This window comes from Bacteroidales bacterium, assembly GCA_035299085.1.
GTDB lineage: Bacteria > Bacteroidota > Bacteroidia > Bacteroidales > UBA10428 > UBA5072.
Map to the genome: position 1 here is coordinate 84,103 of DATGXG010000024.1, position 14,737 is coordinate 98,839.

Below are 14,737 nucleotides of genomic sequence, written 5' to 3' on the forward strand. Positions count from 1 at the left end.
TATACGAAAATTGCATTACCCAAGTTTGTGTTTACATTCAATCCTTAAAGGAGTTTTTATATTGATTGCAATGCTTCTGCCTTAAGTTCGGCCATAATAGATTTCAGGTTTCTGGCAGGGTTCCATAATGTTTTATGATTGCCATAAGAGCCATGGGCGCATTCGGGAAATTTCTGCCCGGAATCAACTGAAATCAGGTATTCATGATGAATATTGCATCTGTAATAACCACTGGCCTTACAAAGATCTCCCGATTTTTCCATAACGCTTTGATTTTTGTCTATACCTTTCTAACGTAACTTACCAAAACAAGTTAACGGCTTATTGTTGATCTGAAGCAGTTAAGATATTGATTTACATCAATGAATTGGGTTTAACATTATCAGAACAGGCTATTTGAATTAATGGTTTGTTTCTTAATCAGGATATGCTATAAACCTTAAGATCATGATTTACATAACACAGTTGATATATATCGAACCCGGTAAGGAGAAAGAGTTTGAAAATTTCGAATCTGTTGTCATACCCCTGATTGAGAAATACAATGGAAGACTGTTATTCAGATTACGTCCTGCTGAAGATGCCTATATATCTTTCCTGGGTGAAAGGCCATATGAAGTTCATTTTGCAGAATTTGACAGTGAGCAGGACTTCAGAAATTATGGCAATGATCCTGAACGCTTAGAAAATTTGTATCTGAAGGATATATCTGTCCGAACGTCAATGGTGATTATGGGAAACCGGTTATAATTTAATAATCCGACTCCCTTTTATTGCAGGCAAAGGCTCCTCCCTGAAAACCTGAAAATGTTAACTTTGAATTTTTTAAAAGGTCTTTAGGTTAAACACTTAGGTTATATAAACATTACACATGCATTCCATGATTCATGAAGATTTAGAAGTGAAAGATTTGGGTAAGAGAACGATAAAATCACCCTTGAGGCCTTCAATTTATCCTGAAGATGAATTGTCATTTGGATTTATTGAAAAGGCCGACAGGGTATTGTTCGATGCTACTCTTGAAAATTATAAGCGTTGCCGGGAAACCGGCGCAACTCCATTTTCATTTGAAATGGCCGGGCCACACAAGCATCTGTTTTTTGATCCCGCCAAAACCAAAGCTGCAATCGTAACATGCGGTGGATTGTGTCCCGGTTTGAACAATGTAATCCGGGGAATTGTAAATGAGCTCCATTACAGATATAATGTTAAGCGGATTATTGGGATAAAATATGGCTATGAAGGCTTTATTTCAAAATATAACCATCCAGTTATAGATCTTACTCCCCAGGTTGTTGAAAACATACACCTTTTTGGAGGAACAATCCTCGGGTCCTCACGGGGAGAACAGAACACCGGCCTGATAGTTGATAAACTCACTGAACTTGGTGTGGATATATTGTTTTGTATAGGAGGAGATGGAACTTTACGCGGTGCACATGCCATTTATGAAGAAATATCGCGTCGTAACCTGAAAATATCAGTTGCAGGAATTCCAAAAACTATTGACAATGATATTAACCTGATCGAAAAATCATTTGGGTTTGAAACAGCATTTACAATTGCGAACGACATCATTCGTAATGCACATAACGAAGCAATTGGCAATTACAATGGTATTGCGATAGTAAAATTAATGGGTCGCGACACAGGATTTATTGCTGCTTATGCCGCTCTTTCAATTCAGGATGTAAATTTTGTTCTTGTTCCGGAGATGACCTTTGATTTACACGGTTCAAAAGGATTTTTAAATGTATTGCGCGAACGCCTCGAAAAGCGCCACCATGCCCTTATAGTAGTTGCAGAAGGAGCCGGTCAGCATTTTTTCGAAAGCGAAACTATTGAAAAGGACGCATCAGGAAACTTAAAAAAGAAAGACATTGGATTGTACCTGAAGCAAATGATATCGGATGAATTTACCGGTAATTTTCCTTTTACACTCAAATACATTGATCCAAGTTATATAATTCGCAGCGCACCGGCAAATGCGAATGACGGCAAATTTTGTGGTCTTCTCGCCCGGAATGCTGTCCATGCAGCTATGGCTGGCAAAACTGATTTTGTCACAGGACACTGGAATAACCAGTTTACTCTACTGCCTATACCAGTGGCTGTTGCTAAAAGAAAGAATATTGATATTAAAGGTGAATTGTGGTGGAATATTCTTGAAACTACCGGACAGCCAGCTTCGATGGTAAATTAGGTTTTTATACAGGCAATTATACTACTCTTTTATTCGATAACAGAATTTGTAACCACGTATTTTGTGTCGCTGTGCATGGATATCTGGGGAAAAACAGGGTACCAGGAACCGCCTGTATTGTTATGGATTACAGAGCTGTCAATCCGTATATCCCCGGTATGGTCATTGGTAACGAAAAAAATGGCAGAACCAAAAGCATTGACTTTATTGTGTTCAATACGTGTGCCCAAAATGGTTAAAGTCATTTTATTCCCGTCGTTATAAATGGCTCCGCCGCTGCCACCGCCCGGGGTGTCATGCTGTGAAGGGTTTCCTCCGTTGCCTGTGGCCCTGTTGTATGAAAAAAGGCAATTGATTATAGTCCAGGAAACCCCGATACTGCTTATTCCACCTCCGTTTGACCCAAAATTCCCGTAATTTTTAGCACCGCCAAAAGTACTATTCACTAAATAAACCGGCAGATTATTATATTGACTGAATACTCTGATGGCGGCTCCACCTACATCGGGACCTGTGCTGTCACAGGCATTATTAAAGAACCGGCAATTGACAACCTTAAACCGGCCTCCCCTCACCCATATTGCGCCTCCTCCGTCGTACTCTTTTTCGTTTGTGGAATTTCCGTCGGCAAATGTCAGATTCTGAACGGTAAGCCTTGGGGCATCCTGGTTTTGACAATGCGAGGTTGTCCAATGCTGATCCGGATCACAGGTATTCATGTATAGTATCCTGTTTTTTCCTCTCCCGCTAAGGGTAATTAATCCCGCTCCATCAATCACCACATCGGGATTAGCATCATTAACTACTTTTGCGGGTTTGTCAAGTTTTATTGTAACCGGATCAGGTCCGCAATTGAATACAATTCTGCCGCCTTTGGCAACAGCCTCAACAAATGCATCGCATGTGCAACTTTCCGGTGTACCGTTTCCGACAACCTGGTCGGGATTAGAAACATCTTCAGGACCTGCCTCCGGCGGAACCGGATATTTACTATCAGGATTGCCTGCAGGCGGCCCGTCTTGTGGGTTTTCAAGCGGGTTATGAAAGTGTATCCCCGGATCAGGACGTTCTTTTTCGCATGTCATCATTAAAAAAGCGATCAAAAGAAACACATGAAAACGAGCCATATAAGATGCAATCCTGCCCAATTAGTATATATATTAGTTTATCAGTAATAACTTAAGGTGATGATTTTTATTGTCTCTGGCCACATCGAAAAAGGGATTACTAGCACCCATATGGCCATCGGACAAGGGATTACTCGCTACCGCTCTCCTGGATGAGTCTATATGCCTGATGATGGCGCAGCAGGCACCACTATGAAGGATACCACTCTGGACCGGTTTAATGTTTACAAAATGGCTTGTTTTTTGTTAATTAATTGACTAAATTCGTTCAGGGTTATTAACGATTGACAATTTTTATAAATTTACCCCCTGATAACAAATTTTCATTACACATCGTATATAAACACAAAAAGAACTTACAGTTATGGCAACCCCTGTAAAAAATACTCCAATTTTAGAAGGCCAGGATGCTGAGAGGTTTTTTTGTAAACTCGCACAAAGAATCGATAAGGCTAATTCGCAGGAAGGAAAAAAAGAACGTGAGATTGAAATGAAGCGGTTAGAAAAGAATTTTAATACTATCCGTTCCTTATCGCGTGACTCTTTCTGAACTTACTGAAAAATTTCCTGGTATAAGGCTTAGTCGCCTAACCCAGGACCACAACATTAAACCATTTGATTGCGGAGAAAAGGATTTAAATGATTTTCTTTTCAATGATGCAAAACAACTTCAAAGCAATCTTCTATGGGTAACATATGTATTCGAAACTGATAATTTTACTATTGCCTATTTTGCAGTTGCCAATGATTTGCTGAATATCAATGTAAACGATCATAGAGATTTTAAACATGAACTGAGAAGTAGATACAGAGGGCACCGATTTTTATATAAACTTTTTGAACAAACTAGTTTTCCTGCAGTAAAACTCGGCCGATTTGGTGTAACTGAAAAATATCATAGGCAAGGCATTGGGTCATTTCTCCTCGATTTTATCAAATATTTTTTCATTAACAATAATAAAACCGGTTGTGCATTTATTACTGTTGATGCATTGAATAAGTGTGATGCCATTAGCTTTTATGAAAAAAATGGATTTGAAATTCTCACAAACACAGATCTTACAGATCCAACTCGCACTATGTATTATTGTTTAATGCTGCGTTCAATTGGTTAAATGTTCCCCGGAGAATAGTAACCGAAGGGATTACTCGTATCGCTCGTGATCGCCTATAGGGAGCCACAAGCCTGATGATGGCGCACCAATATTGATTGGGAGAGGGATTACTCGCACCCGCTTGGCCAGCCCACTATAGCCTCCGCATCTGGCTTACTCACAACCCGCTCGTGATCACCTTATAGGGAGGGTCTTATAAGCCTGATGATGGCGCAGCAAAGGTGCTTCATTTTTTATTTGTATCCTCCATCGAAAGCACAGGAAGTGCTTTCATGGCGGCCACAAATAAAAAATGCCCGCCTTGCAGGCGGGCCATCATCATGGCTTGTGACCCCGGAGGGATTCAAACCCCCGACTTTCAGAACCGGAATCTGACGTTCTATTCAGCTGAACTACGGGGCCGGTACGATTGGTTCATTGAACCAACCGTGTGCAAAAATAGGTAAAAATGAATACAGGTCAAAAAATAATGAACATTTCATTACTATCTCCACAACCCCGGTAAAAACCGGTAATACAGCAAATGTCTCCAGGTTGCCCAGTCGTGACCGCCATGACCGCCTACATAATATTCATGTTTTATGTTATGATTGGTAAGAGCTTTATCTAATGCAACACAGCGCTCACCCATCGGCCCTTTGGCCTCTTCCGTGCCCTGGCCCACGAACAAAAACGAAACTTTTTTATTCACATCCCGATCATTCAGAAAGGCAGCCAGCGAGGTCTCTGCATTCACATCACCGGCACTTAATATGCCAAAGGAAGAAAAAAGGTCGAGCGACCGGAAACCGACAAACATAGCGTGGCGACCGCCCATAGAAAGACCGGAAATAGCCCTGCCTTTAGGATCTTTCTGTACGTTGTAAGAACTTTCTACCAGAGGAATAACATGGTTCCTCATTTCTTTTTCAAAAATGTCGAAGGTAAGCTCCGTATGTTTCGGGTTATTACGGTGAATAACCTGGTTGTTGGGCACAACGATCAGCATGGGAACTGCTTTTCCTTCAGCGAGCAGGTTATCCATGATCAGGTTTACCCGGCCGTCATAAATCCAGTTTGACGGCAATTCACCGCTACCGCCCAGAAGGTAAAGCACCGGGTATTTTTTACCCGGGTCATATCCGGGTGGTGTATACACATAGAGCTCCCGCTCCCCGTTGGTTACATCGGAATGATAAATATGCCGCGTGACATTGCCATGAGGAACATTCCGGGCATCGTAATAAGCCGGACCGTCACCATGTACCACCAGTTCACTGTAAGGTGGCATGGCAGTGAAACTTGCCACTGTATTGCCCGGATCAGCCACATCAGCACCGTCAATCATGATGTGATAGGCATACATATCGGGTTCAAGCGGGCCCACGGTCAGTGTCCATATTCCATCTGCACCTTTGACAAAAAGAACTGGTTCATTGCCCTTCCCCAGGGCGGTAAGCAGGGCCACCCCGGTAAGTTTTACCTCACTGGCCAATGGAGCTTTAACCCGAAAAGTCACCGTATGGTCATCATGAACATCCGGTGAATTCAGCGGTGCACTGAAAGGCACAAGTCCTTCCCTGTCCTTCTGCGGATTATAATCAAGATTTACATTGGCCTGCTGGCCTGAACACCAAGTTGACCCAAAAAGCAGGATCATACTGCAGGTGATGCTTATACACTTATTCCTCATATGCTTTAAACCTTATTACTTAATCCCTAGTATCCCTTCATTCTTTCATTTCTTCATTCTTTCATTCTTTCATTCCTTCATTCCTTAAAAAGCAACGGCGCAAACTGGTACAGGCTTCTTCTCCAGCTCTGCCATTCATGAGCAGTCTGCGGAGAAACATAAAATACGGCATTCATACCGGCATCTTTAATATTCTGTGTGTTTACTTTAGGATCACCACCAAAACCCATTCTTGGATTTTCAAGCTCGCGACCTCCGAAGCTTATAAATACAAGCCTCATTTTCTCCTTAAATGCAGGTGCACCGGCTAAATCTTCATTACTGATACTTCCCCCGCTAAACATTCCCATATAGGCAAAAATCTCCGGATGAGCCAGTGTAATGACCTTTGTCTGCATTCCTCCCATTGACAACCCGGCCATAGCCCTGTGCTGTGGATCGGCCATAGTTCTGAAATTGCCATCAATCATCGGTATAATCTCTTCGAGAAGAGTCTTCATGAAACCATCAGCCCAACCATCAGGCGGCCATTTTCCGGCAGGACGCTCACCCGGCTTCGGAGGTTTTGTTCCTTCCGGCATACGCCAGCTGCCGTTATCCATTACTATGATAAACGGTTTGGCTTTGCCTTCTGCAATCAGGTTATCCATGATTAGTCCGGCCCTGCCCTGTGATGACCATCCGGTTTCATCCTCACCGCCACCATGCTGAAGATAGAGAACCGGGTATCGTTGCTGCTGGTTTTTCTCATAATCGGGCGGTGTGTAAATAAAACACCGGCGCATTGTCTTATTGATCTTTGAGAAATAAATCTGTTCTCTTACCTGGCCGTGCGGGACATCTTTCAATGCATAAAAATCCTGGTCCTTGGCAGGAACTTCGATACCGCTTCCCCATCTGCTGGCTCCATAATAATAAAGACTCGACGGATCAGGGACAGAAGCCCCGTCAATATTCAGCTGGTAGTAATGAAAACCTTCGTCCTGCGGGGCCGATTCACCTGTCCATACGCCGTTTTCATCCTTTTTCAAATCATACTTTACCGCTCCTATATCCAGCTGGACCAATTTAGCATCAGGTGCTGTAATTTGAACTCTTACACATCCTTCTGAGTTTACCTGGGGATATTCTTTACCGGGTTGGTTTACCGAAGAAGGTTTAAAATCTTCGACTGGTTTTATCTGGGCAGAGCACGGTGCTCCAACCAGCATAGCTGCAATGGAAAACAGCATAACAGGGTGTTTCATAATGTCAGGAAATTTGGTTTATTAATAAAAGTAATTTTTACTCTTATAAGTAAAGGTAAAACTATTCCTGACTTAATAGGATGAGGCGATCAAATTTTCTTGGCTACAAGGATTATATCAATCAGAATAGTGCCTTTGGGTTCTATGTAATTCTGACGAACAATATATTCAACATTGAATCCACTGTCAGCAAGAGCCTTTTCCAGGTCATGCTGCATGTGATAATTGAAGTATATTTTCGAATCGCCTGTAAAGCTGGTTGATTCAAAGCCCGCCCTGGATTCATCGCCTTCCATTGTACTTAAGTAAAGTACCCCGTTTTTATTTAATACAGCCGAACAATCGGAAATGAGTTTTTGCGTGTCGGTTTTCGACAAAAACGGTAGGCAAAAAGAGCACATGATCGCATCGAATGTCAGATTCAATGATTTTATATCACGGACATCCATCAGCCTGAAATCTACACCGGTTACTGTCTGACGGGCTAATTCAAGCATTCGCGGGGCCAAATCCAACGCGATGATTTTTGCACCGGGGAATTTTTCTTTCAGATACCGCGTCACGTTCCCCGGTCCGCAGGCTAATTCAAGGATATCCGGTTGACTGATAAAAATCAGCTCACAGAATTTATCGAAATGTTCCCTGTACGAATCGATATTCATAAACCGCACCGCGTATTCTGATGCGAATTCGTCAAACCTTTTAATTGAAATATTGAAATTGTCCATGTACCGTAAATTAACTTTTATCCCAACTGAAAGCAACGCTTTCAGTGTCATTAGTGTATATTCGTCAGGGATTGTATTTGTTTTTAATTAGTGAATTCGTGGCAACTTTTTGCATCATTCAACTTTGAGCACAGGAAATTTTTCTGACACACCATTCTCATTAATACTTTCAATTGCGTAATAATACGTTTTCGTCCTGTCCATTCCACTGAACCAGTATTGGTTGACATCATGAACCATGATGCAGTTGTATAGCTTATCCGGTGCGGTTCCATAGTAAATGTTATATGCGAAAGCCGTTGATACCGGGTTCCAGCGTATCCAGGCGCTTCTCTTGTCTTTTTCGGTTCGAAGTACCATGAATTCCTTTACCGCATTCGGCTTTTCGACATGGCCATTCCCGAAAACCCTGAAACCGCTTATAGCAAACTTACCTGAAGGCATATGAAGGTTTTCCATTTTAAGATAACGGGCTTCTACAGGTTTTGCCAGTTCAATATAGTCATGCGGCACATCGGTTTTGTTTTTGCTTTTATCCACCAGCAGGTTCCACTTTTTATGATCGGTTGAATACAATATCCTGTACTGATGATATTGTTCACCACCATTGATTTTACCGAGGTGACTACTGTCCACATCCTGGTCGGCATAATTGATTTGTATGGCGTTCACAGTGCTCAGCGCTCCCAGGTCGCTGATCAGCCATTCGTTATTGTTTGATGATGAAGCGCTCCAGTACGTTTCAATATCTTCATCATTCACATTGTTGGCATGGAATCCGCCATAGGCGGATGAAACTTCAACAGGCTTTTTGTAATTCAGCAAATACCATTGCGGCCTCCACACACCGTACTTTTTTGCCGCTTCGGGCAGGTATTCCGGGTAATCGCCGAAAGATGTATTGCACCAGATCACGTCATCCTTATCAAACCCGGCTGGCCATATTCCAAGCCTCCTTTCGAAATTATTCTTCACACTGATTTTAATTGTGCTGATATGCCAGTAATTTCCTGAATTATCCTGGTAGGTACTTCCATGACCGGCTCCCCTCGCAAATCCCCCGAGCTTTAAGCTGAAAGGATCACTTTGAGGCGAAAAGGGACCAAGCGGTGCTGTGCCCACAACCACACCATCGCCATACCCGCTGATTTCAGTACCCGGTGCACCATACTGAAGGTAATACTTGTTGTTGTGACGCGTCATCCAGGCTCCTTCCATGAATCCGTCGAGGAAGGTATTATCCATGTGCTCGCCAAACCGCTGCCAGCCGTATCGTTCAGGTTCGAGCAAATACATTTCAGCCCTAGTCCCTATGGGATCAAGCGTCTTCCTTTCCAGTTCAATCCCGTAAAGCGGGTACCGGTTACTGCTGCCGTTATACATATAAAGCCTTCCGTCATCGTCGGTAAAGAAATCAGGGTCCCATCCCCCGATCTCAAACCGCTCAACCAGTGGTTTCCAGTTGTCATTCTTCGGATCGGTGCTCATCCATACTGTGAAGTCCCTTGAATAGGTTGATCCCATAACGATCATTGTATCCCCGATTATGCCCACTGCAGGTGCACACAATTCATCAAATACCTTATTCCACGGCCTGAGGAACCTGCGCGAAATAAAATGCCAGTCGCTCATATCACTGCTCCACCAATATCCCCACTGGTTGGTACTGAACAAATAATAATCGCCCTTGTAATTAACGATTACCGGATCAGCGGTGGCCCTGTGCCGGCCCCATGTGCTGAAATCAGGGATTGGGGTGTAACCGTAATCAATGTTTATGGGATTACAGAAAGTTTCCGGTTTTGATGATTGTGCCTTCAGAAAATCGGTTCCTGCATAAAGCAGCAGGGCTATAAAGAGTGTTCCTGTAAAATTATTTTTCATACTATCCCGGGAATTAAATCCAAAGTCCGTCGTGGTATCCCTGTTGCATCCAGGGTAAGTTTCTATGATTGTAGTAATCAGACAATCCCATAGCCAGCTCTTTCATTTTGTTTTCATCCAGCGGCTTAAAATTTCTTAGCAAAGTGAGATTTGATTTAAGCACCTCCATGCTGTCGGTTCCCAGAACGATCCCGTCCGGTCCCTCAATTGAAAGGGCATACCGTATGAGGTCTTCCGGTTTAAGCGCTTTATTATTTTCACGGGGCCTGACCACCTTCATCATCATTACACCCATTCCTTTGGATTTGGCGGCCGGTATAGCGCTTTCCTGGCGTTTCTCAGTATTACCGTTCCAGTGGTTCATGGCTATAAGCATAGTATCAAAAATACCGGATTCTGCCATGGCCTTCATTGCCGTGGCTTCAGAATGACCTGAAAAGCCAATAAACCGGGTGACCTTTTGCTCTTTCATTCTTTGTACGATATCAACCAGGTTGCCTTTCCTGAAAATCGAATCCAGGTCTTTCTGTTGGATATCATGGATTTTCAGAATATCAAGATGATCCGTTTTCAGTCTTTTAAGGCTTACCTCGATTTGTTTCATGGCCTCATCCGGATCACGGCTTGTGACTTTTGTTGAAAGAAAGATCTCGTTGCGTCTGTCCTTCACCACCATTCCCAATCGCTCTTCGCTCACCACTCCCAGCGAAGTGTTTTCATATATATGTGCGGTATCCCAATAGTACAAACCATTGTCGAGTGCATAATTCAGCAGGGCAACCGCATCGTCGGTTTTTTCAATATTGCAGAAACGGCTACCCATGCCCAGGGCAATACGCGGAATCCGGACACCGGTCTTGCCCAGTATGGCAGTGGGAAGACCCTTTGAATCATAACCCGAAACGATTTGAAAAGTCTCCAGGTTTTCAATGGCTTTCATCGAATTGCCTGCGGCTACAAGCCCCACAACGCCGACAGCGCCTTTTAGAAATCTTCTTCTTGAATTCTTGCTAAAATCTTCCATAATTATTTAACAGTAAAAGGTTCTGTAAACTCCACTTTTGTTCCGTCCGGATTCTGTAAGTTCAGGATCCATCGCCTCCCCTTGCCTATTGCCGGTCGGGCAAGCGGCTGACCCGGTTTCCGTGATCGCAATATGTCAAGCGTTCTTTGCATATCCTGAACAACAAAACAGGGATGACTGAAGTTTTCATCGTTCGGAGCATATTCTTCAATGCTTTCGGTGCCGTCACCGGTTGAAAAGTAGATGAGGGTCGGACTTAACTTTTTATCTTCAGGATACCGCAGAATGACAGGAAAATTCAGGATCTGTGCATATAAAGGATCGTCATCCCTGATTTCTTTTGAATAAAGACCCACATGATGAATTCGTTGTGAAATGGCGGAATCTGAAACCGGTAGTCCTCTAAGCCGGGTATGAAGGCCTTTATCGGAATAGGTAATAAATTCAATCCGGTTACCTGAATGATCATGGATACTGAATACCTGGTTTCCGGCACCGTCATCAGAAAGATTGGCCGGTACTTCAATTCCCTTTGACCTGAGATAATCAAGCATTTTTACGACATCCGTCTCAAGTGAAACAAAAACCAGCCGGTTTTTAGCGGAGGTTTGCGGATCTTCCACAAATTCAAGAAACTGCCTGTCGTTAATACGGAAACAAAGCACTTTTCCTGAAGGGGAATCATACGTAAATGCTTCCCGGAAACCCAGGAACCTGCCGTAATAATTGCGGGCCATATTAAAATCACTTGCAAGAAAAGTCATCCTGGCTATTCCCCATACAGGAGGCCTTTCAATCTGGCCCAACAGGTTCAGTGCTGAAAATACAACAAAGCATATCAATAAAAGCTTTTTCATTTCACCTTGCTTTAATCTGTGCGATTTCCGCTTCCTTCACTTGTTCGCGGTAACTTCTGATACCGAATTCCTTCAGGATATCCTTTACACGGATATCCGGATCAAGGCTTTCGATAACGGTGAACTGCTCTTCGTGAAGTGTCGATATTCTTATTTTGCGGCCGTATTTCTCCATGATTTCATGAAAATGTTCCACATGCGGCCAGGAGTCAATCAATACTTTTTCAAGGTTTAAGGCAGCACAACACAAATTTTTCTCCCATAATCCAGTTGTTTCAATCACTTCGCCCCGGATATCGCAGATCATTGAAGTATTCTTACGGGTGCTGCTCACTACGGCGTACTGGTTTTCAAGGGCTTTCATTTTAACGCGGCTACCCGCTGCAAACGCGGATGGCCAGAAAACAATTTCTGCACCCTTGTCAGCCAGCTTTTGCCATCCATCATTATAATAAATATCATAGCAAATCTGGATGCCGAATTTTCCAAAGTCGGCCTCAAAAACAGGCGCATCAAGGGGCCCCGGAGTAAGTCCTGATTCTATTTCATCAACAGTGAGATGCATTTTACGGTATTCGCCTGTTTTATTGCCTTTCCTGTCAAAAACAACAGCAGCATTAAATACTTTATTCGCATCTGAGGTGAAAACGGGACAAATCACATAACACTCGTTTTTTGCCGCAACGGATGAAAAAGCAGCAAGTGCCTTATCGGAATATTCCAGCTTCTGCTTCATATTCAGAATGGCTGAAGTATTCACAAAGGCAAACGTTTCGGGAAGGCAGATTATATCTGGTTGAAACGCAAGTGACAGTAGGGTAATATTCAACATTTCATCCAGCATGGCTTCAGGGCTGTCTGTGCGCAGGTCCATCTGGCTAAGAGCAGCAATCCAAACCTCACGCGGAAGTTTGGGTGGCGCATCAGCATGATTCAATATTCCGGTTGATCCAAAAGCCACCATTCCTGAAGACAAAGCAGATTTCTGCAGAAAACTTCTCCGTGAGTACAACTCCTTTTTCATAACCCATCCATGAATAAAGAAGTGAATTTAGGAATTTTGTAATTTAGTTAACCCGTACGCAACGTTTTTCGGCCTCATTACATCGTGTTAAAAAGAAACACCCAATGAAAAACCTGGTTTTCCATAGTATATCATTTTTCATTTTGCTCCTTTCCTGTGAAAAGGATGCCGTTGATTCCCGGAAAGTTCAGAATTCAGACATTCCGCTTATCGTTTCCGAGATGTACGAAGAAGATCTGGGATGGAGATACACTTACAACAAGTGGAATTTACCGGATGAAGTAAGGACGAAATGGAGCTATCAGAAGTTTTATTATGATGGCGAAAATCGCATTACCCGGTATGATATGTATGAGGACCAGGGGATTTACAGCAGCAACTGGGAAACTGCTGATGCCGCGCTGCACCGGACAACATGGGTAAGTCCGGAAAACTCGTTGAAAAGCCTGGTTGTCAAATATGAATACACTGATGACGCTCTCAGTCAAAAAGTTTATATGCCACAGTCACTGGATGTAAGTCGCTATTATATTTACGGATATTCAACCGATAAAACAGGTTGGATTACCCGGGAAACCAGTGACGATGGTTATGCTGAGTATGTCTATGATGAGGCAGGTAATATGAAAGAAAGAAGGCAGTATTTTAATGGAAAATTAATTACACTTAAAAAATACACCTATGACGACCATCCCAATCCTTTTATTGTATTCAAATGTACGGCAATTCCCGGCCGGTATACAAACGCAAACAATATTCTCACCGAAACTCAGATCACATACGACAATGAAGGAGCGGTAGAAACTGAATTGACAGAAACCTATTCTTATCAATACAATCCTGCCGGCTATCCGGTTAAAAGGAATGATGGGGTAATTTATGAGTATAGGTAGTTGGGTTTCTCGCTTCGCTCGAAATGACAATCTGTGATGTTGTATGAATTGATTTAGGTTTCTCGCTTCGCTATTAATGCCGACTTTTCGTAATTCGTTGTATGTTAATGAATAACCCTGAAAGGGTTCAATTTGAATAACCGCGGGTGAAACCCGTGGTACGGTGCTAGGGTTCTTGTCTGCTGGCATCATAATCCACGGGTTTCACCCGCGGTTATTCAGATCTCGCTACTTCGTAGCTATTTGTGAAAGCCATGGTTGTCATTTGCCGATTGGAGGTTTTTCTGGTTACACTATTTCATACATCAAGTAGAGGTTTCTCGCTCCGCTCGAAATGACAGTACATACAGGTTGGATTGTGTGGTTGGGCGGGGCTAAGAGGCCGGCGGAGCCGGCCTCTTAGCCCCGCCCAACCACACATGTTAGTCACGCAACCTGTCATTCCGACGGAACGGAGGAATCTGGTTTCATTGGATTAACAAATCCGATCTCTCCAAGAGCACTTGCAACTTTATGAGTAAAAGTTTCCTTGTTTCGAATAAAACCATATTCATTTACAAGTTCTTTCCATTCCGGATTCGCTTTATTTATTAACGCTTCTTTCTTTTTCCTATTCCACTTTTTCAATTCTTTTTCTCGCTGAATAGTCAGATAGAAATGCGGAAATTCCTCGAAATAAATACAATATTCAAGATTGTACTTGTCTGAAAATGAGTTTTTTATTTTGTGCGTTTTGTGTTCACAAACTCTGCGGATTAAATCGTTTGTTACACCAATATAAAGTGTAGTCCGCTTAATATTGGTCATGAAATAAACATAACCTGGATTGCTCATAACACACAATTAATGATTATTAAATAATCAAAGCAAGCATAAATAAAATAATAGAACTTTTTGATATTACCTAATCGTTTTAGGTTTCTCGCTTCGCTCGAAATGACAGGTCATATATTTTGGATTGTG

General features: G+C 42.7%; 15 protein-coding genes and 1 tRNA gene. 5 read left to right on the forward strand and 11 right to left on the reverse strand.

Going from position 1 to position 14,737, the window contains the following annotated elements:
* Positions 1–56: 56 nt before the first annotated feature.
* Entirely contained in the window at positions 57–263 is a 207-nt protein-coding gene (locus VK179_06815; protein ID HLO58435.1) for a hypothetical protein, read from the reverse strand.
* 184 nt (positions 264–447) lie between these two features.
* Here VK179_06815 and VK179_06820 point away from each other — a divergent pair, with 184 nt between their 5' ends.
* Positions 448–750, forward strand: a complete 303-nt coding sequence (locus VK179_06820) for a hypothetical protein (protein HLO58436.1) — start codon at positions 448–450, stop codon at positions 748–750.
* A 121-nt stretch (positions 751–871) separates the two neighbouring features.
* Positions 872–2,203, forward strand: coding sequence for an ATP-dependent 6-phosphofructokinase (locus VK179_06825; protein HLO58437.1), 1,332 nt, complete (start codon positions 872–874; stop codon positions 2,201–2,203).
* Positions 2,204–2,232: 29 nt separating this feature from the next.
* Here the strand turns inward: VK179_06825 and VK179_06830 are convergent, their stop codons facing one another.
* Positions 2,233–3,291 carry a hypothetical protein gene (locus VK179_06830; protein HLO58438.1) on the reverse strand — a complete coding sequence of 353 codons (1,059 nt, stop codon included), beginning with the start codon at positions 3,289–3,291 and terminating at the stop codon, positions 2,233–2,235.
* Between the two features lie 403 nt (positions 3,292–3,694).
* On the opposite strand from VK179_06830, the gene VK179_06835 reads away from it, so the two are divergent.
* Both VK179_06835 and VK179_06840 read left to right on the forward strand, forming a co-directional pair.
* Positions 3,695–3,880 (forward strand): hypothetical protein, encoded by a 186-nt coding sequence (locus VK179_06835; protein ID HLO58439.1) that lies wholly within the window; start codon positions 3,695–3,697, stop codon positions 3,878–3,880.
* Positions 3,867–4,445: a GNAT family N-acetyltransferase gene (locus VK179_06840; GenBank protein ID HLO58440.1), complete on the forward strand. Its 579-nt coding sequence runs from the start codon at positions 3,867–3,869 to the stop codon at positions 4,443–4,445. The genes VK179_06835 and VK179_06840 overlap by 14 nt, the downstream gene beginning before the upstream one ends.
* 328 nt (positions 4,446–4,773) lie before the next feature.
* Here VK179_06840 and VK179_06845 read toward each other — a convergent pair.
* From VK179_06845 to VK179_06880, 8 genes are all read right to left on the reverse strand, one after another.
* A tRNA-Arg gene (locus VK179_06845) sits at positions 4,774–4,847 on the reverse strand.
* An 82-nt stretch (positions 4,848–4,929) separates the two neighbouring features.
* Positions 4,930–6,117 (reverse strand): alpha/beta hydrolase-fold protein, encoded by a 1,188-nt coding sequence (locus tag VK179_06850; GenBank protein HLO58441.1) that lies wholly within the window; start codon positions 6,115–6,117, stop codon positions 4,930–4,932.
* A gap of 77 nt (positions 6,118–6,194) precedes the next feature.
* The gene (locus VK179_06855) at positions 6,195–7,364 is read right to left on the reverse strand and encodes an alpha/beta hydrolase-fold protein (GenBank protein HLO58442.1); all 1,170 of its coding nucleotides are present in this window, start codon (positions 7,362–7,364) and stop codon (positions 6,195–6,197) included.
* 89 nt (positions 7,365–7,453) lie between these two features.
* On the reverse strand, positions 7,454–8,092 hold the full coding sequence (locus tag VK179_06860; GenBank protein ID HLO58443.1) for a class I SAM-dependent methyltransferase: 639 nt from the start codon (positions 8,090–8,092) through the stop codon (positions 7,454–7,456).
* A 114-nt stretch (positions 8,093–8,206) separates the two neighbouring features.
* Positions 8,207–9,976, reverse strand: coding sequence for a family 43 glycosylhydrolase (locus tag VK179_06865; GenBank protein HLO58444.1), 1,770 nt, complete (start codon positions 9,974–9,976; stop codon positions 8,207–8,209).
* Positions 9,977–9,989: 13 nt separating this feature from the next.
* Positions 9,990–11,000, reverse strand: a complete 1,011-nt coding sequence (locus VK179_06870; GenBank protein HLO58445.1) for an aldo/keto reductase — start codon at positions 10,998–11,000, stop codon at positions 9,990–9,992.
* A 2-nt stretch (positions 11,001–11,002) separates the two neighbouring features.
* Positions 11,003–11,857, reverse strand: coding sequence for a VOC family protein (locus VK179_06875; protein ID HLO58446.1), 855 nt, complete (start codon positions 11,855–11,857; stop codon positions 11,003–11,005).
* Position 11,858: 1 nt separating this feature from the next.
* Complete coding sequence (locus VK179_06880) at positions 11,859–12,881, reverse strand: nitrilase-related carbon-nitrogen hydrolase (protein HLO58447.1); 1,023 nt, start codon at positions 12,879–12,881, stop codon at positions 11,859–11,861.
* A 104-nt stretch (positions 12,882–12,985) separates the two neighbouring features.
* Between VK179_06880 and VK179_06885 the strand changes: the two genes are divergently transcribed.
* Entirely contained in the window at positions 12,986–13,774 is a 789-nt protein-coding gene (locus tag VK179_06885) for a hypothetical protein (GenBank protein HLO58448.1), read from the forward strand.
* Between the two features lie 438 nt (positions 13,775–14,212).
* Here VK179_06885 and VK179_06890 read toward each other — a convergent pair whose 3' ends face one another.
* Positions 14,213–14,608 (reverse strand): GIY-YIG nuclease family protein, encoded by a 396-nt coding sequence (locus VK179_06890; GenBank protein HLO58449.1) that lies wholly within the window; start codon positions 14,606–14,608, stop codon positions 14,213–14,215.
* Between the last annotated feature and the right edge of the window lie 129 nt (positions 14,609–14,737).

Bases quoted from the DNA above. Each gene is read 5' to 3' on its own strand.
- VK179_06815 (HLO58435.1), bottom strand. From the start codon at position 263: ATGGAAAAATCGGGAGATCTTTGTAAGGCCAGTGGTTATTACAGATGC.
- VK179_06820 (HLO58436.1), top strand. From the start codon at position 448: ATGATTTACATAACACAGTTGATATATATCGAACCCGGTAAGGAGAAA.
- VK179_06825 (HLO58437.1), top strand. From the start codon at position 872: ATGCATTCCATGATTCATGAAGATTTAGAAGTGAAAGATTTGGGTAAG.
- VK179_06830 (HLO58438.1), bottom strand. From the start codon at position 3,291: ATGATGACATGCGAAAAAGAACGTCCTGATCCGGGGATACACTTTCAT.
- VK179_06835 (HLO58439.1), top strand. From the start codon at position 3,695: ATGGCAACCCCTGTAAAAAATACTCCAATTTTAGAAGGCCAGGATGCT.
- VK179_06850 (HLO58441.1), bottom strand. From the start codon at position 6,117: ATGAGGAATAAGTGTATAAGCATCACCTGCAGTATGATCCTGCTTTTT.
- VK179_06855 (HLO58442.1), bottom strand. From the start codon at position 7,364: ATGAAACACCCTGTTATGCTGTTTTCCATTGCAGCTATGCTGGTTGGA.
- VK179_06860 (HLO58443.1), bottom strand. From the start codon at position 8,092: ATGGACAATTTCAATATTTCAATTAAAAGGTTTGACGAATTCGCATCA.
- VK179_06865 (HLO58444.1), bottom strand. From the start codon at position 9,976: ATGAAAAATAATTTTACAGGAACACTCTTTATAGCCCTGCTGCTTTAT.
- VK179_06870 (HLO58445.1), bottom strand. From the start codon at position 11,000: ATGGAAGATTTTAGCAAGAATTCAAGAAGAAGATTTCTAAAAGGCGCT.
- VK179_06875 (HLO58446.1), bottom strand. From the start codon at position 11,857: ATGAAAAAGCTTTTATTGATATGCTTTGTTGTATTTTCAGCACTGAAC.
- VK179_06880 (HLO58447.1), bottom strand. From the start codon at position 12,881: ATGAAAAAGGAGTTGTACTCACGGAGAAGTTTTCTGCAGAAATCTGCT.
- VK179_06885 (HLO58448.1), top strand. From the start codon at position 12,986: ATGAAAAACCTGGTTTTCCATAGTATATCATTTTTCATTTTGCTCCTT.
- VK179_06890 (HLO58449.1), bottom strand. From the start codon at position 14,608: ATGAGCAATCCAGGTTATGTTTATTTCATGACCAATATTAAGCGGACT.